This is a genomic window from Kitasatospora sp. NPDC057965, assembly GCF_042887135.1.
Taxonomy (GTDB): Bacteria; Actinomycetota; Actinomycetes; order Streptomycetales; family Streptomycetaceae; genus Kitasatospora.
The window spans coordinates 179,271-198,036 of record NZ_JBHVPZ010000006.1 but is presented as its reverse complement, the minus strand read 5'-3'; the positions used below and the strand labels follow the sequence as shown (position 1 = coordinate 198,036).

General features: G+C 74.9%; 11 protein-coding genes and 1 pseudogene. 7 read left to right on the top strand and 5 right to left on the bottom strand.

Annotation, left to right across the window (positions count from 1 at the left end):
• Positions 1–128: 128 nt before the first annotated feature.
• Positions 129–2,873 (top strand): M4 family metallopeptidase, encoded by a 2,745-nt coding sequence (locus ACFVVU_RS09925; protein ID WP_387789035.1) that lies wholly within the window; start codon positions 129–131, stop codon positions 2,871–2,873.
• Between the two features lie 145 nt (positions 2,874–3,018).
• On the opposite strand, the gene ACFVVU_RS09920 is transcribed toward ACFVVU_RS09925, so the two are convergent.
• Both ACFVVU_RS09920 and ACFVVU_RS09915 read right to left on the bottom strand, forming a co-directional pair.
• Entirely contained in the window at positions 3,019–4,158 is a 1,140-nt protein-coding gene (locus tag ACFVVU_RS09920) for a sensor histidine kinase (protein WP_380685102.1), read from the bottom strand.
• Positions 4,148–4,813 carry a response regulator transcription factor gene (locus ACFVVU_RS09915; RefSeq protein WP_380685103.1) on the bottom strand — a complete coding sequence of 222 codons (666 nt, stop codon included), beginning with the start codon at positions 4,811–4,813 and terminating at the stop codon, positions 4,148–4,150. The genes ACFVVU_RS09920 and ACFVVU_RS09915 overlap by 11 nt, the downstream gene beginning before the upstream one ends.
• Before the next feature lie 469 nt (positions 4,814–5,282).
• Here ACFVVU_RS09915 and ACFVVU_RS09910 point away from each other — a divergent pair, with 469 nt between their 5' ends.
• The gene (locus ACFVVU_RS09910; RefSeq protein ID WP_387789032.1) at positions 5,283–9,908 is read left to right on the top strand and encodes a multicopper oxidase domain-containing protein; all 4,626 of its coding nucleotides are present in this window, start codon (positions 5,283–5,285) and stop codon (positions 9,906–9,908) included.
• A 114-nt stretch (positions 9,909–10,022) separates the two neighbouring features.
• Here ACFVVU_RS09910 and ACFVVU_RS09905 read toward each other — a convergent pair whose 3' ends face one another.
• The gene (locus ACFVVU_RS09905) at positions 10,023–12,671 is read right to left on the bottom strand and encodes a cation-translocating P-type ATPase (protein WP_387789031.1); all 2,649 of its coding nucleotides are present in this window, start codon (positions 12,669–12,671) and stop codon (positions 10,023–10,025) included.
• Between the two features lie 324 nt (positions 12,672–12,995).
• On the opposite strand from ACFVVU_RS09905, the gene ACFVVU_RS09900 reads away from it, so the two are divergent.
• The 3 genes from ACFVVU_RS09900 (at position 12,996) to ACFVVU_RS09890 (ending at position 16,095) form a co-directional block, all read left to right on the top strand.
• The gene (locus tag ACFVVU_RS09900; RefSeq protein ID WP_387789029.1) at positions 12,996–13,952 is read left to right on the top strand and encodes an RNA polymerase sigma factor SigF; all 957 of its coding nucleotides are present in this window, start codon (positions 12,996–12,998) and stop codon (positions 13,950–13,952) included.
• Between the two features lie 96 nt (positions 13,953–14,048).
• Positions 14,049–14,429, top strand: coding sequence for an STAS domain-containing protein (locus ACFVVU_RS09895; RefSeq protein ID WP_387789027.1), 381 nt, complete (start codon positions 14,049–14,051; stop codon positions 14,427–14,429).
• Between the two features lie 106 nt (positions 14,430–14,535).
• Positions 14,536–16,095 (top strand): N,N-dimethylformamidase beta subunit family domain-containing protein, encoded by a 1,560-nt coding sequence (locus ACFVVU_RS09890; RefSeq protein ID WP_380689224.1) that lies wholly within the window; start codon positions 14,536–14,538, stop codon positions 16,093–16,095.
• 61 nt (positions 16,096–16,156) lie between these two features.
• Here the strand turns inward: ACFVVU_RS09890 and ACFVVU_RS09885 are convergent, their stop codons facing one another.
• On the bottom strand, positions 16,157–17,074 hold the full coding sequence (locus ACFVVU_RS09885; RefSeq protein WP_380689222.1) for a helix-turn-helix domain-containing protein: 918 nt from the start codon (positions 17,072–17,074) through the stop codon (positions 16,157–16,159).
• Positions 17,075–17,340: 266 nt separating this feature from the next.
• Between ACFVVU_RS09885 and ACFVVU_RS09880 the strand changes: the two genes are divergently transcribed.
• Positions 17,341–17,673 carry a hypothetical protein gene (locus tag ACFVVU_RS09880; RefSeq protein ID WP_380689220.1) on the top strand — a complete coding sequence of 111 codons (333 nt, stop codon included), beginning with the start codon at positions 17,341–17,343 and terminating at the stop codon, positions 17,671–17,673.
• A gap of 129 nt (positions 17,674–17,802) precedes the next feature.
• Here the strand turns inward: ACFVVU_RS09880 and ACFVVU_RS09875 are convergent, their stop codons facing one another.
• A complete protein-coding gene (locus ACFVVU_RS09875) occupies positions 17,803–18,309 on the bottom strand; it encodes a DUF2004 domain-containing protein (RefSeq protein ID WP_387789024.1) in 507 nt (168 codons plus the stop codon).
• 250 nt (positions 18,310–18,559) lie between these two features.
• On the opposite strand from ACFVVU_RS09875, the pseudogene ACFVVU_RS09870 reads away from it, so the two are divergent.
• A pseudogene (locus tag ACFVVU_RS09870) lies at positions 18,560–18,709 on the top strand (ANTAR domain-containing protein); the annotation flags it as partial.
• Between the last annotated feature and the right edge of the window lie 57 nt (positions 18,710–18,766).

Sequence of the window (18,766 nt, the reverse complement as noted above, 5' to 3'; positions counted from 1 at the left end):
GTCCTATGGTGTTCGCCAGGCGGGCGACCGGATCCGGAGAGCGGACGAGTCGTGGGGGTGTGGGCGCCCGCCGTACACGTGTGGTCCGGCGTACGGCCGGGCCCTCCGCTTCCTGTGGGAGGACCGCAGTGCACCAGCGTTCCCGTTCACCCAAACTGCTCGGCGCGGCGATCGCCGCCGTTCTGGGCCTCGGCCTGGGCGTGCCGCCCGCGGCGGCCGGGGCCGCCCGGGCCGCCGATGCCGACCCCGTCCCGGGCCTGGTGGCCGGATCGGACACCGCCGCCCCGCAGCTGGTCACCGGCCTGGCCGAGCCGGCCGCCGGCGGCACTCCGGCCGACGCCGCGCGCGCCCACCTGGCGGCCCACCGGGACCGCTACCGGGTCGACCCGGCGCAGCTCGTGGAGACCGGGACCGAACGGGCCGCCGACGGCCGTCGCACCGTCAGGTTCGCCCAGCAGCACGGGGGCGTCCCGGTCTTCGGGGCCGCCTACCTCGTCCACCTGGTCGGCGAGGGCGGCGGGCAGCGGGTCGAGTCGGTCGGCGGAAAGTACTTCACCGGGCTCACCGTCCCGACCGTGCCCGGCGTCCCGGACGAGGTGCTGCGCCGGCTCGCGCTCGGCGCGATCGAGGACCCCACCGCCCGGGAGGGCGCCACGGTGGAGGACCACGGTCCGGTGGTGCTGCCCGGTGGTGCCGGCCGGCTGGCCCGCCACTTCACCGTGCGCGGCACCGACCCGGCCGTGTGGGCGTCGACGGCGCGCGAGGTGTTCGTGGACGCGGCCACCGGTCAGCTCGCGCTCACCTACGACGTGCGCGCCCCGTACCGGGCCGCCGCAGCCGCCGCGTCGGCCGCACCTGACGGCCGTGCCGCGGCCGCCACCGCGGCCGTGGAACCCGCCACCGGCACCGCCCCGGACGCCCTCGGCCGTTCCGTGCCGGTGAACGTCGGCCGCCTCCCCGACGGCAGCTACCAGCTCACCGACCTCGCCCGCCCCGCCGCCATCACCACCTACGACGCGGCCGGCCGGGAGGTCCTGGACTTCAACGGCGGCCTGCCCGCCGACGCCCGTCCGGCCGCCTCGGCCGGCCCCGACTTCCCGGCCTCGACCGGCACCAGCGGCGCCACCGACGCGCACCTCAACGCCGCCGCCGTCGACGACTTCTACCGCACCCGCCTGGGCCGGGCCGGGATCGACGGCGACAACGGCCCGATCACCTCCGTCGTCAACGTCACCAGCTTCGGCGAGCCCCTGCAGAACGCCTACTGGGACGGCCGGAAGATGATCTACGGCGGCGGTACCGGGACGTACCGCCCGTTCTCCGTCGCCCGTGACGTGGCCGGCCACGAGATGACCCACGGCGTGGTCGAGCACACGGCCCAGCTCGTCTACCTCGGCCAGTCCGGCGCCCTCGACGAGGCCGTCGCCGACTACTTCGGCAACGCGATCGAGGTGACCAGCCGCGGCATCCCGATGACCGACCCGCGGGCCGCGCTGCTCGGCGAGGACCTGTGCCGCACCGGCACCCCGGAGGCCTGCGCCGTCCGCCGGCTGGACGACGGCCGCACCACCGTCGCCGACTTCATCGGGGCGCCCGCGGGCGTCGACAACGGTGGCGTGCACCTCAACTCCACCATCTTCTCGGGCGCGTTGTGGGACGTCCGGCGCGCCCTCGACCCGCTCACCGCCGACCGCCTGGTGTACCGCGCGCTCGCCGAGTACCTCACCCCGCTCGACGACTTCGTGGACGCCCGCAACGCGGTGCTCGCCGCCGGTCGTGCGCTCGGCCTCGACCGCGCCCAACTGCGCGCCGTGGCAGGGGCGTTCGACGCCCACGGGATCAAGTCCGGCTGGCAGCGGCGGATCGGCGTGGACAGCCGTTCGCTGCTGAGCGAGCTGTCCACCGAGAGCATCGCGCCGGACGCCGCCGCCGGCCGCTGGGTGGCGGCCACCGCGGGGAAGGGCGGCCGCGGCAGCCTCGGCGTCTACGCGGGCTCCGTCGCGGGCTCCGCCGAGCCTGTCCGGCTCAGCCCGGACGACGGCCGCTCGCACGGCTGGCCCGCCACCGACGGCACCAGCGCCGCGTGGGCGGCGATGGGCCAGGGCGCGAACGGCCAGTGGGGCATGGAGGTGTTCGCCCGGCCGCTCGACGGCGGCGCGGCGCGCAGCGTCCACAGCGCCGCCAACCAGTACCTCGGCGACGTCCGGATCTCGGGCGGAGACGTCGCCTTCCTGGCGAACGACTTCAGTACCGGCCGGACCTGGCCGCAGCTGTCCCGTGCCGGCGCCCCGGTGACCGCCGTCCCGCTGCCCGAAGGCCACGCCGCCGCCGACCTCACCCTCAAGGACGGCCTGCTCGCCTGGACCGAGAGCTGGCAGGTCGGCGAGCGGACGGTGAGCGCGCCGACCCTCTACTCGATCGCCGAAGGCCGGACCCTCGCCCAGTACCCGGTGCCCGATGCCACCCGGGTCTCCGGGACCAGGCTCGCCGGCGGCCGGCTGCTCTGGGTGGAGACGCCCACGGACCCGACCAGGGGCAGCTCGATCCGCTCCGGCGCCCCGGACGGCTCCGGTGCGGCCGACGTCCTGTCCGGCAGCACCACCGCGCCGCGCCGGATCACCGCCCTCACCGCCACCGACCGGGCCGTCACCTTCGGCTACGCCGGCGGCCGGGTGAGCGACACCATGAAGAACACCGACCTGCCGAAGCTCTGGCAGCTCCCGCTCGCCGGCGGCACCCCCGAGCGGGTCTCCTGCAACCGCGGCGGCCAGTACGCGCCGGTGGCCGACCGGGGCACCCGGGTGCTCTGGCTGGACGCCACGGCGGGCCGCACCGATCTGGTCGTGCGCGAGCGCCCGGCCGGCACCTGCTGACCGGAGGGCGGCTGCCCCGGAGGCCGAACCAGGGCGCCCGACCCCGGCGCCCGGCCCCCGTCCGTCCCTCGGTCGCCCGCCCGGCCGCCGCACCCGCGGCGGCCGGGCGGGCCTTCCGGCGTGATCCGAAGGACAACGCCCCCGCTCACCGCACCCGGCGCGAGGGGCCGCCGGCGTCGTGACCCCGCCGCCGGGGGAAGCCCCGTCCGAACCCGCGGACCCCCGGTGCACCGGCCGGGACCGGTGCCGGATCGGACGCCGGGGGGCGCGGCGGAAGCGTGATCCGCAGCAGCGAACCGTTCGGCGGCTCGGAGACGACGGTGAGGTCGCCGCCGTGCCCCGCGACGACGGCGCGCGCGATCGCCAGGCCCAGCCCGGTGCCGGGGCGCCCCGACGCCGGGGGCGGGACGTCGGCGTCGGCCCGTGACCGGGCGAAGCCGATCCCGCCGTCCTCCACCTCGACCACGGCGCCGTGACGGGCCGGGCGACAGCGCAGCGCGATGGTGTCCCCGTCCACGGTGAACTTCACGGCGTTCTCCACCAGGGCGTCGAGCGCCGCTTCGAGGCGGGACTCGTCGCCCTCGACCAGGACGCGGGGTGCGTCCAGGAGCCAGTCACGCTCCGAGGCCGGCCGCCACCGCTGGACGGTCCGCCGCAGCAGGGCGCCGAGGTCGACGGGGGTCCACTCGAACCCGGTGGGCTCATAGGCGTCGGCCAGGACGAGCAGCCGCCCGGCGAGGTGGCCGAGCTTGTCCAGCTCGTCCACCACGACATCGAGGTCCTCCCGGCTGTCCGGGGTCGCCGGCCCGTCGCGGACCATCTCCGCGTAGCAGCGGGCCACCGTGATCGGCGTACGCATCTCGTGCGAGCAGTTGCGCACGAAGAGCTCCTTGACCTCCTGCGCCCGGCGTTCGCGCTCGACGAGCTCCCGGGTCTGCGCGAGGGCGGCGGCCCGCCGGCGCACGTGCCACACCATGCTGAGGAAGACCAGCGCCATCAGCGGGACCTCGGCGAGTTCGTCCCACTCGGCGTGGCCCCGCGCGACGAACCGGCCCAGCGCGGCGCCCGTCACCAGGGTGACCGCGGCCAGCACGGCGGCCGTGCGGCGCACCGACCAGTTCTGGAGGCCGTAGACGATCGACATGCTGATCCACACCAGGTGGAACACCAGGGTCTCCAGGGCGGGTTCGACGAACAGCAGCAGCTGGCTTCCCCCGGCGAACAGCACCCACCCGGCGAACAGCCGCCTCCCGGCGAAGACCGGCCGCCTGCGCTCAGCCGGCACTGAAGGCGTACCCGACGTTGCGCACCGTCTCGATGACCGGCCGGGGCACCTTGCCGCGGATCCGGCGGACCGTCGCGTCGACCACGTTGCTCCCGAGCTCGTCGGTGTGGCCCCAGACTCCCGCGAGGAGTTCACGCCGGCTGCACACCTCACCGGCCCGCCGCATCAGATGACCGAGCAGCATGAACTCGCGGTGCGACAGCGGCACCTCCCGCCCGGCGAGGCTGAGCGCCTGCCGTTCGAGATCGAGGGTGACCTCCCCGACCCGGAGCCACCGCTGGGACGCGCCGGCGCCGGGTGTCCGGAGCCTGGTCCGCACGCGCTCCACCAGCTCCGCGGTCGCGAAGGGCTTGCCGAGGAAGTCGACCGCCCCGAGCCGCAGGCAGCGGACCCGGGTGGCGACGTCCATCACGGCGGACAGCACGAGGACCCGCTGGTCGGCCTGCCGGTCGAAGGCCTGCCGCATCACCTCGAAGCCGTCGAACCCGGGCAGCATGAGATCGAGCACGACCAGGTCGAACCCGCCGGCCCGCAGCCGCTGCACGGCCTGCGGGCCGGACTCCGCGGCGTCGACGGCGTGCCCGTCCGCCTCCAGCACGCGACGCAGGTAGGCGCGTAACCGCGCCTCGTCCTCGACGACCAACAGCCGTGCCATGACGGGCTCCCGTCTCCTCCCCGGCCGCACTCGTCCCCTGGGCTGTCATCCGCGGCTGCGCCGGATCCTACAAGCGCCGCGGCGGAGGATCGTCGACGATCGGTCGAAGACGTCCGGATCGACCCGGTTCACCGCCGATCGTGGACCATCGCGGTGGCACGGCGTCAGCACCCGTGCTCGCCCGGACCCGCAGCGCCGGCATGACGGCCGGATGAGAGACCTGTCATCTTCGCCCCCGTCCCCGCCGGCCGGCCCCAGGCTTGTCGCGCGCGCGTCACCAGCCGGTGGCGCGGGCCCGTGCCCCCGTTCCGCCGGCCTCCGGCGGGACGGGGGAGCCGGGCCCGGGCGCGAGAGCGGCGGCAGCTCGCCGAGGGAGAGGGAAGGCGTGTTCACGAAACGGGAAACGAGAGCGGCGAGGGCGGCGAGGACGTCGAGGCGGCGTACCTTCGCGCTGTTCGGTGCGGGGACGATGGTGGCGGCGCTGGCGATGCCGATGTCGCTGCTCGACCGGGCACAGGAGGCCGTCCACCGCGGGTCGGGCGGCGTCGTGGACGGGGCGAAGGCCCCGCACTACTTCGGCCCGTGGCCGAACTGGGCCAACAGCCCGCTGACCTCCTCCAGGGCGAAGGTGGTCATCGGGACCACCGCCATGGCGGTCGGAAACCCGCTGGTCGACCGGGCGTACGCGACCGACTTCGCGACACCGCCGGGCGAACTCGGGCCGGTCCTCGTCGTCCTGGACGGTTCTCCGCTGCCCGCCGGCACCCTCAAGAGCTTCCGGACCTGGAACCAGGCCACGCCGGGCGGCAGCCCGACGGCCTCCGAAGGCGGCCTCTTCCACGGCTACCTGCTGCGCCCGGGCGGTACGCCGGGCAGCTACACCGTGGTGGCCGACAGCGGGCCGAGGACGGTGCCGAGGCCGGCCGCGGGGGCCGGGGAGATCGCGACCTACGAGGTCCCCGACGTCGCCGTGCAGGCCGGCGACGTCATCGGCTTCTACGGCCAGGGCGTCCCGGTCGACACCGGGGTCGGCGCGGCGCCCGACACCTTCCTGTACCCGGCCGGGGTCGACGGTGCCACGAACCCGCCGACCAGCGTGCCGCCGGCCGTCGGCGGCACGGTCACGCCGGGCTCCACCGCCTACCCGCGCTACCCGGCGCAGGACCGGCGGTACTCCTTCGGGGCGCAGGTCGTGCCGGCGAGCACCGGCACCGGTGCCACGGCGACGGCCACCGTCGACCCGCGGACCGGCGGCATCACCGGCATCGAGGTGACCTCGCCCGGGCGGCACTACGTCGCGGGCGCGACCTCGGTCACCGTCGAGGGCGGCACCACGGCGGCCACCGCGCAGGCCACCGTCAAGGCGACCGGGGCGGTGGTCGGCCTCACGGTCGACGCGGGCGGCAGCGGCTACGGCGGCTTCGCGGTCGCGATCACCGGCGGTGGCGGCGGCGGTGCCACCGCGACCGCCTCCGGCGGGGTGGGCGCCGTGGCGGTCACCGACGGCGGGGCGGGCTACACCATGCCGACGGTCGACTTCGACCTCCCCGACGACCCGAACGGCACGGTGGCCAAGGGTCACGTCGATCCGGCCGATCTCACCGCGGACGGCGGCGTCACCAAGGTGACCGTCGACGAGCCCGGCAGCGGCTACAGCAGCGCACCCGGCGTGGTGATCCGCAACGGGACGCCGGCCGACCCGATCCCCGGCGCGACGAAGGCGACGGCCGCCGCCGGCCTGAAGCTCGTCGAGGTGAGGGTGGACGCGATCGGGTCCGACTACACCGCGGAGCCCGCCGTCACCGTCACCGACCCGACGGGCCGGGGCGGCACCGGTGCGGCGGTGCGGGCGGTGACGGACACCGGGGCGATCAGCGGGATCGAGGTCACCGCCCCGGGCGCCGGCTACCTCACGGTCGGGATGAAGAAGTTCCAGGACACCCTGCCGCTGACCTGCGACCCCGGGACGGACGGCACCGGCTGCCCCGACGTCGCACAGCTGCGGGCGCCGTCGACGGACCCGTCGGAGAAGTTCGTCCCGGTCGCCGTGCCGCAGCCCGTCACCACCGGCGGCCGACCGGCCGACGAGTACGTCATCGGCCTCGTCCAGTACCTCACCCGGTTCTCCTCCGACCTGCCGCCGACCCTGGTGCGGGGCTACGTGCAGCTGTCGACCGACGCGGTGCCCGGTCGCCGGGTCCCGCTCTACAACGAGCTGATGGACGGCACCCGGCAACCGCTGCCGTACACGGGCGTGACCTCACCGCAGTGGATGGGACCGCTGATCACCGCGACCAAGGACCGGCCGGTCCGGGTGGTGTTCCGCAACCTGCTGCCCACCGGCGCCGCCGGTGACCTGTTCCTGCCGGTCGACAGCACCGGCATGGGCGCCGGAGCGGGCCCGATGACGATGCCTCCGCCGTCGAACGACGGCACCGTCACGGACGGGGTGCGCAATCCGGCCTGCACCGGGGACAAGGCCGACTGCTTCAAGGACAACCGCGCCACCCTGCACCTGCACGGCGGCGTCACCCCGTGGATCAGCGACGGCACCCCGCACCAGTGGATCACCCCGGCCGGCGAGGCCACCCCCTGGCCGCAGGGCGTCAGCGTGCGGAACGTGCCGGACATGCTGGACGCCACCGGCGCCGAGCTCTGCGCCGCCCAGGACGACGGCTGCTCGACCTTCTACTACACCAACCAGCAGAGCGCGCGGCTGATGTTCTACCACGACCACTCCTACGGCATCACCCGGCTGAACGTGTACGCCGGCGAGGCGGCCGGCTACACCATCACCGACGACACCGAGAAGGCACTGGTCGCCGGCGGCACGATCCCCGGCGCGGCCGACACCATCCCGCTGCTCGTCCAGGACCGCACCTTCGTACCGGACGACGCCCAGCTCAAGGACCGCGAGGACGCCACCGGAAAGACCGTGGCCTACGGCCAGGACCCCACCTGGGACACCGCGCGCTGGGGCGGCAAGGGCAGCTTCTGGTACCACCACGTCTACATGCCGGCACAGAACCCCGGCGACCCGTCGGGCATGAGCTCCTACGGCCGCTGGATGTACGGGCCGTGGTTCTGGCCGCCGGCCGGCGACACCAAGTACGGGCCGATCGCCAACCCCTACCACGACCCGCGCTGCAAGCTGGACGACCCGTCGACCTGGCAGTACCAGGTCGCGCCGTACTGCGAGCCGGAGCAGATCCCCGGCACGCCGAACGTCTCGATGGGCATGGAGCAGTTCAACGACACGCCCATCGTCAACGGGGTCGCCTACCCGAAGGTGACGCTGCAGCCGAAGACCTACCGGCTGCGGCTGCTCAACGCCGCCAACGACCGGTTCTTCAACTTCCAGTGGTACAAGGCCGATCCGAAGCAGGGCGACGGCACGACCGAGGTGGCGCTGAACGCCGACGAGCTGGCGGCGGCGCAGACCGACCCCAACGTCGCGCCCACCCCGGCGGACGCCAACAACGACTCCGCCGGTCCGGACTGGATCCAGATCGCCAGTGAGGGCGGCTTCCTGCCGGCGCCGGCCGTCATCGACGGCCAGCAGCCGACGACCTGGATCACCGACCCGACGCGCTTCGACGTCGGCAACGTGGACAAGCACTCACTGACCGTCGCCCCGGCCGAACGCGCCGACGTGCTGGTCGACTTCTCCAAGTTCGCCGGCAAGACGCTCATCCTCTACAACGACGCGCCCGCGGCCTACCCGGCCCGCATCTCGTCGTACGACTACTACACGGGTGCCCCCGACCTCACCGCGTCCGGCGGAGCACCCAGGATCCTGCCGGGGTACGGTCCCAACACCCGCACCGTCATGCGGGTGACCATCGCGGACGCGGCGCCGGCTCCGGCGTTCAACCTGACGAAGCTGCAGGCCGCCTTCAAGCACCACGCGGACGGCTCGGGCGTCTTCGAGTCCGGCCAGAACCCGGTGATCGTCGGACAGGCGGCCTACAACTCGGCGTACGGCACGAGCTTCCCCGCCGCCAGCAACTGCAACGTCAGGAACAGCTCCGTCAAGTCCTGTGACGGCCTGGTCCGGGTCAACGACACGGCCTCGTTCGGCTTCAACACGCTGAAGGCGCCCACGACCAAGATGTCGATGCCGCTGCAGCCCAAGGCCATCCACGACGAGATGAACGCGACGACCTTCGACGAGTACGGCCGGATGTCGGCCAACCTCGGCGTCGAGGCGTCGCCACCCACGCCGGGGGCGCAGAACGTCACGCTCTACCCGTACGTCAACCCGCCGACCGAGCTGATCGACGGCACGAACCTGCCCAGAGCGGACGTCAAGGTGGCACCGATCGGCACCGACGCGGACGGCACGCAGATCTGGCGGTTCACCCACAACGGGGTGGACACCCACCCGATCCACTTCCACCTCTACGACGTCCAGGTCCTCAACCGGGTGACCTGGGACAACATCGTCATCAAACCGGACGCCAACGAGCTGGGGTGGAAGGACACGGTGCGGATGAGCCCACTGGAGGACACGATCGTCGCGCTACGCCCGGTCGTACCGACGGTGCCGTTCGAAGTGCCCAACTCCGTGCGGGCGCTCGACCCGGTGATGCCGCTCGGTGACACCTCCGGGTTCAACAGCACCGACCCGCAGGGAAATCCGACCGACCCCATCGGCAACAGACTGGTGAACTTCGGCTGGGAGTACGTCATCCACTGCCACATCCTCAGTCACGAGGAGATGGACATGATGCGTCCCCAGGTGCTGGCGCTGCCGCCGAGGCGGGCGACCGGGCTCAGCTCGACGGTCGTGGGCAGCGGCGCGAGCGCCAGGATCCGGCTGGAGTGGCAGGACGACTCGATCAACGAGACCGCCTTCGTCGTCCAGCGCACGAGCGACGGCGGCACCACCTGGAACGACGTCGGCACGGTCGAGTCGCCCCTGGACCAGCCGAACACCCACGGGACCAGGGCCTTCGTCGACCCGACGGCCTCGATGACCACGCCGTACCTCTACCGGGTCGTCGCACTCAACACGGTCGGGTACGGCGGCGCGTTCCCGAGCATGACGGTGAAGTCGGTGTCGGACCCGCTGCGGGTCACCCCGGCGCCGTGATCCCGGGCGGCCGGGGCCCAGGCTGATCGGCGCCGACCCCCGACCCCCGACCCGGATGCCCGACCCCGACCCCCCGGTCGACCGTCCGACGTCCGTCGGCGGTCGGCCGGGCCGTCAGCCCTCGTGCCGGCGCAGCCGGGCGGCCGCGAAGCCGACGACACCGACCAGGGCCGGCGCGGCCAGGTCGGACCAGGTGAGCGGCACCGTGTCGAGCACATCGCGCAGGAAGGGCAGGTAGAGGGCCGCCGCCGCGAGCCCGGCGGAGGCGAGGACGGCGAGCGGGAGGAAGAGGTTCGCGCGGGTCAGCAGCCGTTCGCGCAGGCCCAGCACGACCCCGAGCTGGGCGGTCAGCAGAGCGAGGAACAGCACGCTCTGCCAGGGGCGGTCGCCGTCGCGGGCCCAGAGCGCCGCGCCGAGCGAGGCGGCCGCGACGACGAGGCCCAGCCACAGCACCCGCTGCCACACGCCGGAGCCGAGGATGTGCTGGTCCGGCGGGCGCGGCGGCCGGGTCATCGCCCCGGGGGAGACCGGCTCCGCGCCCATGGCCACGCCGGTGAGGCCGTGGGTGAGCAGGTTGATCCAGAGGATCTGGCCCGCGCGCAGCGGCAGTGCGAGGCCGAACAGCGGGCCGGCCAGCATCACCAGGATCTCGGCCCCGCCGCCGGACAGGCCGAAGACCAGGAAGCGGCGGATGTTGTCGTAGACCCGGCGGCCCTCCTCCACCGCGCCGACCACGGTGACGAGTTCGTCGTCGGCGAGGACCAGGTCGGCGGCCTGGCGGGCGACCTCGGTGCCGCGCCGGCCCATCGCCACGCCGATGTCCGCCCTCCGCAGGGCCGGGCCGTCGTTGACACCGTCGCCGGTCATCGCGGTGACGGCGCCCCGGCCGCGCCAGGCCTGGACGATGTCGAGCTTCTGCCGGGGGTCGGTCCGGGCGAACACCCGGGCGCGGGTCGGGTCGGTGACCGCGCCGGTCGCGAGCTCCCGGCCGGTCGCCACCGCCCCGGGTCCGGCGGAGGCCTCCAACAGGCCGACCCGGACGGCCAGCGCACGGGCGGTGGCCGGGTGGTCCCCGGTGATCAGCACGGGCAGGATGCCGGCGCGGCGGCAGGCGGCCAGGGTGGTGGCCGCGGCGGGTTTGGGCGGGTCGGCCATCGCGGTGAGGCCGAGCAGACGCAGGCCGTGCTCGGCGTCCTCCGGCGGGTCGGGCAGGTGGTCGACGTCCCGCTGCGCCACGGCGAGCACCCGGAAGCCCTCGGCCGCCAGTTCCGCGGCCGCCCGGCGGGTCCGTTCCAGCAGCTGGGCCGGCTCGGCCAGGACGCGCGGGTCCAGGACGGCCTCCGGGGCGCCCTTGAGGCAGACCAGCAGGGTGCCGTCGGGCCTGCGGTGGACGGTGCTCATCCGCTTGCGCCCGCTGTCGAACGGTACCTCGGCGACCCGGGGGAGGGCCGTCCGCAGCTGCTCGTGGTCCAGTCCCGCCTTGCCGGCGGCGGTCAGCAGGGCGGCCTCGGTGGGATCGCCGAGCGCCCGCCACTCGGTGTCCCCGTCCGGCGGCGGGCGCAGCGCGGCGTCGTTGCACAGGACGGCGGCGGTGAGCAGGGCCTCGGTCTCCTCCGCCGGGGCCGCCCCGAGCCGGTCCCCGTCGAGCCGGTCCCCGTCGAGCCGGTCCCCGTCGAGCCGGTCCCCGCCCGTGGGCCCGTCGAGCTGCTCCCCGTCGAGCCGGACCTCGCCGGCGGGCCCGTAGCCGAGGCCGGTCACCCGGGCCGTCGAGTGCGGGGTCCACAGCCGCTCGACCACCATCCGGCCCTCGGTGAGGGTGCCGGTCTTGTCCGTGGCCAGCACGGTGACCGAGCCGAGCGTCTCCACGGCCGGCAGCCGCCGGACCACCGCGCGGCGGGCGGCCATCCGGCGCGCGCCGAGCGCGAGCGCGAGCGTGACGACGGCGGGCAGCGACTCCGGCACGGCGGCGACCGCGAGGCTGATCGCCGTCACCGCCATCTCGCCCGGAGGCTGGTCGCGGAGCAGACCGAGGACGAAGACCAGCACGCACAGACCGACGGCCACCGCCGCCAGCACTCGGCCGAGTCCGGCCAGCCGCCGCTGGAGCGGGGTGGGCTCGGGCCGGGGCCGCAGCAGCGTGGCGATCCGTCCGAGCGCGCTGTCCGCGCCGGTGGCGGTGACGACGGCCAGGGCCCGGCCGCGCAGGACGACCGTCCCCGCCCACAGCTCCCCGTCGGCGGGCGTGCCGCCATCGGGCTGCGCGCCGGCGGGCTGCTTGGCCACCGGCAGGGACTCGCCGGTCAGCATCGACTCGTCGAGCAGCAGCGCCGCGGCCTCGAGGATCCGGGCGTCGGCCGGAACGATGTCCCCCTCGGCGAGCGCCAGCACGTCGCCCGGGACGACCTCGGCCGAGGGCACCTTGTGCGGCTCGCCGTCGCGCACCACCCGGGCGGCGGGGGCGGAGAGCCGGGACAGCGCCGCCACGGCGCTCTCCGCCCGGACCTCCTGGACCACGCCCACGGTGGTGTTCACCACGATCACCAGCGCGATGACCACCGCGTCCGGGTGGTCGCCGATGGCCAGCGTCAGCGCGACGGCCGCGATCAGCACCGTGATCAGCGGGTCGCGCAACTGGGCGGCCACCCGGGACCGCAGCGGCACCCGGCGGTCGGCGGCGACCTCGTTGCGGCCGTGCCCGGCGAGTCGCGCCGCGGCCTCGGCGCCGGTCAGCCCACGGGTGCGGGTGCCGGGCGCGGCGGTCACGGCCGGGGCCCGTCGGCCGGCGGGGAACACACGGCGACGCGGTCCCCCACGGCGGTTTCCACGGCGGCCTCCCTGGCACGGTGCGGGGCCGGGGCGGGCCCCGGACGTCCGTACCTCCATGGCACCACCGAACACGCTCCACGGCACCACCGAACACCCGCCCCGGCAGCGGCGGACCGGCCGGGGAGAACGGCGGCGGTGGGGCGGTCGCGGACAGTGAACCGATACACATCGGCATCAATCACCCCGTACTGGGTACCAACACCAACGGAGCGGCCGTGGGCGTACCACCGCCGGCCGTTCCCGCTGTCCTGGAGCACCGCCGTGTCCGTTCCGACACCCCACGCCGGCCCCCGCGCCGGCCCGCCGCACTCCCCGTCGACCGCTCCCCGCACCCGGCCGGACGGGGCGACGCCGCACGGCCTGCCGCCGGACCTGCCCCCGCGCCCCACCGAGGCGCAGCTGCGGGTCATGGGCAAGACCGAGGCCCGGGAACTCAGCGACGCGCTCTTCGGGCGGCTCGCCGGGCTGCCCCGCGAGACGCACACCCACAGCTACGTCCGCGGCACCATCATCGAACTCAACATGCCGCTGGTGCGCTTCATCGCCGGGCGCTTCCGCCACCGCCCGGAGGACATGGACGACATCCTCCAGGTCGGCACCGTCGGCCTGATCAAGGCGGTCGACGGCTACGATCCGGGGCGCGGGGTCGAGTTCGTCACCTACGCCATTCCCACCATCGCCGGTGAGATCAAGCGGTTCTTCCGGGACACCTCCTGGCCGGTCCGCGTCCCGCGCCGGATGCAGGAGTCCTACCTGACCGTGGCCCGCGGCTCGGACCGGCTGGAGCAGCGGCTCGGCCGGCTCCCGCACCCCGAGGAGATCGCCGAGGAACTGCGCCTCACCGTCGACGAGGTCGTCGAGGGCCTGGTCGCCGGCCGGGTCTACCGGACCGATTCGCTGGACGCGCTGCGCGAGCAGGACGCCGACGAGACCGGCAGCGCGCTGCTGGACCGGCTCGGCTCCCGCGACCCCGGCATCGAGCTGGCCGAGTTCCGCACCGCCGTCCGGCCCCTGCTCGGACGGCTGCCGCACCGCGAGCAGGTGGTGCTCAAGCTGCGCTTCTGGGAGGACCGGACGCAGTCCGAGATCGCCGAGCGGATCGGCGTCTCGCAGATGCACGTCTCGCGGCTGCTCTCCGCGACCCTCGCCCACCTGCGCGAGCAGTTGGACGACCGGACGGCGGACGGCGGTGCGGACGGCCTGCCCGAGCCGGGCTGAGCACCGGTTCCGCGAACCGGCGCCCCGCCGGGCGTTTCCGGCCCCCCCGCAGCGGTTAACCGCGCTGCGGGGGACATCGGAACCGAAGGAGGCGCCATGACCCGCAGCCGGCCCCGACCCCCGGACGCCGCCCGGACCGCCCCGGACGAAGGCGCTGCGTTCACCGTCCACGCCCGGCCGTGGGCCCACGGCAGCGTCCTCGCCCTGCGCGGCGAACTCGACCTGGACTCCGTCGCCGTGCTGCGCCAGGCCCTGGACCGCGCGCTCGCCGTCCCCGGCACGGTCGTCGTGATCGACTGCCGCGACCTGGCGTTCTGCGACTCCACTGGTGTCAGCACCCTGCTGGAGGCCGCCGGCCGCGCGGCCGCCCAGGACAGCCGGATCGAACTGGCCCGCCCCCGGCCCCTGGTCCGTCGTGTCCTCGAACTCACCGGTGCCGGCGACGCCTTCCCCGTCCACGACACCGTGCCGCCGTGATCCTCCCGTGCGAGGGCCCCGCGGTGTCGCTCCCGCCCGGTCGGCGCGCCCTCGCGCATCCTTCTCCTGACGGCCGGTCAGCGGGCGGCGAGGGTACGGAGGGCGTATGGACGGGCAGCACGGGGTGGCGGGGCGGCGGCGGTTCCTGGGGCTGACGCTCGCCGCCGCGGCGGCGGCCGGGGCGTGCACGCGCTCGCCCACCGCCGCACCTCCCTCGGCCCCCCTCGCCCCCTCCGCTCCCTCCGCCCCTTCCGCCTCGCCCGCCGCCGCCGAGAACGCCCTGCCCGGCGACGCCGACTGGCGGATCACCGCCGCCGGCCCGCCGGACGCCGTCGAGGGCTACACCGCGCAGGCCAGCGCGCTGCCCGGCGAACGCGTGCGCCTGCACGTGTCCACCACCGCCCCCGGCTTCCGCGTCAGCGCCTACCGCATGGGCTGGTACGGCGGTGCGCGCGCCCGCCTGGTCTGGCGCTCCGGGCCGGTGGCGGGAACCAGCCAGCCGCGCGCCGCCGTCGACCCGGTCACCCGCACGGTGACCACCGCCTGGCAGCCGTCCACCGAGCTGGACACCACCGGCTGGCCGCCCGGCAGCTACCTGCTGCGTCTGGACGCCGACGGCGGCGCGGGCCAGCGCTACGTGCCGCTGACGATCCGCTCGGCGAGCACCGCCGGAACCGTCGTGATCGTCAACGCGGTCGGCACCTGGCAGGCGTACAACCAGTGGGGCGGCCACGACCTGTACGACGGCCCGTCGGGCGGGCTGGCCACCCGGTCGCTGGAGGTGAGCTTCGACCGGCCCTACCTGGACTACGACGGCGCGGGCCTGTTCCTCGTCTACGAGGCGCCGCTGGTCGCGCTCGCCGAACGGCTCGGCCTGCCGCTGTCCTACCTCACCGGGGCGGACGTGCACCGCCGCCCCGGCGTCCTCGACGGCGCGCACGCCGTCCTGTCGCCGGGCCACGACGAGTACTGGTCGCCCGAGCAGCGCGCGGCGGTCACCGCGGCCCGCGACGCCGGCACCAACCTGGCCGTGCTCGGCGCCAACTGCTGCTACCGGCGCGTGCGTTACCAGCCGTCCCCGCTCGGCGAGGACCGCGTCATGGCCTGCTGGAAGGGCGACTGGGCCAGGGACCCCGGCTACCTGGCCGGCGGCCCGGCCACCACCGACTACCGCCTCGCCCCCGGCGCCGACCCCGAGAGCTCGCTGCTCGGCCTGCTGTACGACGGCTACCCGGTCGACGCGCCGTACGTCGTCACCTCGCCCGGGCACTGGGTGTTCGCCGGCACCGGCGTGGCGGCGGGCGACTCCTTCGAGCACCTGGTGGGCGTCGAGTACGACACCGTCGACGCCGCCCGTTCCTTCCCCCGCCCGCTGGAGATCGTCTCCCACTCGCCGGTGGTCTGCGACGGCCGCCGCGCCCACGCCGACACCGCGTACTACACCCACCCCTCCGGCGCCGCCGTGTTCGCCAGCGGCACCATGCGCTGGGTCGAGTCACTGGACGCCGAGGGCCCGGCCACCCCCGGCGTCAACCACGGCCTGGACGGGCGCACCGGCGCGATGACCCGCCAGGTCACCGAGAACGTGCTGCGGGCCTTCGCCGCCGGCCCGGCCGCCGCCACCCGCCCGGCCCAGGACAACGTGCGCGCCGTCTACCCGGGCTGAGGCGCAGTGATCGACGCCGGCGGACCGTTCCGGGCGATCCGGTCGGGCGCGGCGACCGCGGTCATGACGGGAGGCTGCCGGGAAGGCCGGCGGTCATCTCGGTGAAGAAGTCGCTCATACAGGCACGCGGGCCGGGCGCCGCGCGGCGGTCCCGAGTGAGGGCGAGCAGGCGACCCGGCGTGTGACCGGACAGCGCACGGAAGTCCCGGTTCATGTGCGCCTGGTCGTGATAGCCGCACAGCGCCGCCAGCTCGGCCAGTGAACGGTACTGCCCTGCCGGGTACTTCAGGGCGTACTGGAAGCGGATGACCCGCGCCAGGCTCTGCGGCGGGATGCCCACGCTCTCACGGAACACGGCCTGGAGGCGGCGGTTGCCGCGCCCGGTGAAGCGGCACAGCTCCCCGACGGACAGCGCCCCGTGCCGGGACCAGAGCAGGTGCCAGGCCTCGGCCGCCAACGGCGCGACCACCGGGGCGTCGGCCATCCGGGACGCGAGGGCGGCGTCCAGGACGGCCCAGCGGTCCTCCCAGCGGGATGCCCCGGCCAGCCGTTCAGTGGTGCGCGCGGTCCAGCCGGGGCCCAGCACGTCGTCCGGATCCGGCACGGCCCCGGTGAGGTGGTGCACCGGAAGTCCCAGGCAGCGATGCGCCCCCATCGGCGTGAACTCGACCTCGATCGCGTAGCCGGCCCCGGGAAAGCCGGCCAGCAGCGGATCCGTGCGCAGTCCGGCGACCATCGCGTACCGGTGGGCCCGGTCCGTCCCGCCCGTCCGGTCACCGTGCACGATCACCGGATCGCCCCAGCCCAGCAGCAGCGCGACGCGGGCGGAGGGAAGCATGACCTTGAGCGGGCGGGGACAGGGGGTGCGGTAGCCGCGGTAGCGGATCACCAGGCCGTTCAACCATGCCGGGGGTCGCCGCGCGACGTTCTCCGCGGTCGTCCCCCCGCCGTCCGTACCGTCGTCGAACACCCCTGCCATCACGCCTCCTTGTCCCCCCGCGGCAGCGGGCCGCGCTGTTCACGTGTGTCCGTCGGGCCGGTGCGTGTTTGTACAAGATGCCGGCCGGGCCCCGAGGCCATTCTGTTCCCGAGCCCGCGTCGTACAGAAGGCCCCAGCAGGAGCCGGGTGCCGAGCCGCACCGTGCGGCGCGGGCTCGGCGCCCGCGAGCGCCCGCGAGCAGAGGCGGACGCCCCGCACGCCCCGCACCACACCGTTCACTCACCGCACCGGAAGGGTCAACGACCATGCGTACCCGTCGACTGCTCACCGCGATCGCGCTCGGAGCCACCCTGGCCGCCGGAGTCGCCGTCCCGGCCTCCGCCGTCACGCGCGAGGCGCCGCCGTCCGCGCCGCAGGACACCCGGACGTCCGCGGCGTCGGGGGGATACACGAAGTCGAAGGGCGGACCGATCCGCACCTGCGACACCGCCGGCTGCTCGGTCGTCGTGAACACCAAGTTCAACGACGACATCTACTGGCAGTACTGGCAGTACAACACGGTCCACAACAAGTGGTACTACGTTACCTACCCGGCCACCGGCTGGATCTACTGCGGGAACGTCACGGCCGGCTGCTGACCGGTACGCGGCCCGGTGCCCCGGCCCCGCGCCGGGGTACCGGACGGCGGCCGCCGTCCGGCGGCCGACCTGACCGCACCCACCGCGGCCGAGCCCGCGCCGGCCGGGGCGGGCAGCGAGCGATTCCGGTCAGCTCTCCCAGCCGACGGCTGTCACCGCCCCCTGCGGGGTCGTCCTGACCGCCAGGATCTGGTCGCTGAGATCGGGTTCGAACACGTAGTCCAGGACCACCGCGGACCTGTCGGACAGGTCGCCCAGCCAGAGCCCGACGCCGCTCAGGCGCATGGCCGCGACAAAAGCGTCCGCCCCGACCTCCCCGCCTTCCGCCGCCCGGACGAGCCGGCCGACCGTCTCGCCGCCGTCGAGTTCCTCGACGTGGAAGTCGATGAAGGAGCGGTCCTCGCGCAGATGCGTTCGCAGAGCCGCACGCGCCGCCGCGTCGAGGGCCGGCAGGTGCGTGAGGCGCGCGGCGAGGCCGTCCAGTTCCCCGGCCGACGGCTCGCTGGACGGTCCGGCCCAGAGCAGGACGTCGACCCCGTCGTCCCCCAGCTGCAGCGTGTTCCGCCAGACGACGTCCGTCTCGCGGAGCGCGCCGGTCTCCAGACGTCCGAAGTGGGCATGCTCGATGACCTTCATGCGGGCCATTCTGCCCATGACCCGGCCGCCGCCCGGTGCCGGGGCCACCCCGGCGGCGCGGTCGCTCCCGGCTCGGCTCGGGGACAGGGGGCAGAACTCGTCGTCCTCCCGGTCGGCCAGAACCGTCAGGAGATCGCGGACCGGTCGACACCGCCGGGGTCGATGGCGCCCAGGGCGCGCAGCCGGGCCTCCTACGCCGCCGGATCGTCACCGGGACAGGGCCTGACGTCGAGGTGGAGAACAGGCGAAGGGCGTGCTCGCCGAGGCCGGCGGCCTGGACATGGACGTCGCCTTCCAGGCGCTCCGCGGCCACGCCCGGCGCAGCGGCACGGGCGTAGCCGACGCCGCCCGGTCGCTGGTGGAGGGCCGGCCGGCGCCGGCCGTCGTCCTCTCGGGCTGAACCGCTCCGCTCGCGACCGCGGGCGGCGCGCGAGGATCGTGCACCCACTCGGCTACT

What these genes read in the sequence shown, in the direction of transcription:
- ACFVVU_RS09915 (WP_380685103.1), bottom strand. Translation starts at nt 4,813, where the DNA reads ATGGCACGGCTGTTGGTCGTCGAGGACGAGGCGCGGTTACGCGCCTAC.
- ACFVVU_RS09910 (WP_387789032.1), top strand. Translation starts at nt 5,283, where the DNA reads ATGGTGGCGGCGCTGGCGATGCCGATGTCGCTGCTCGACCGGGCACAG.
- ACFVVU_RS09895 (WP_387789027.1), top strand. Translation starts at nt 14,049, where the DNA reads ATGACCCGCAGCCGGCCCCGACCCCCGGACGCCGCCCGGACCGCCCCG.
- ACFVVU_RS09890 (WP_380689224.1), top strand. Translation starts at nt 14,536, where the DNA reads ATGGACGGGCAGCACGGGGTGGCGGGGCGGCGGCGGTTCCTGGGGCTG.
- ACFVVU_RS09885 (WP_380689222.1), bottom strand. Translation starts at nt 17,074, where the DNA reads ATGGCAGGGGTGTTCGACGACGGTACGGACGGCGGGGGGACGACCGCG.
- ACFVVU_RS09880 (WP_380689220.1), top strand. Translation starts at nt 17,341, where the DNA reads ATGCGTACCCGTCGACTGCTCACCGCGATCGCGCTCGGAGCCACCCTG.
- ACFVVU_RS09875 (WP_387789024.1), bottom strand. Translation starts at nt 18,309, where the DNA reads ATGAAGGTCATCGAGCATGCCCACTTCGGACGTCTGGAGACCGGCGCG.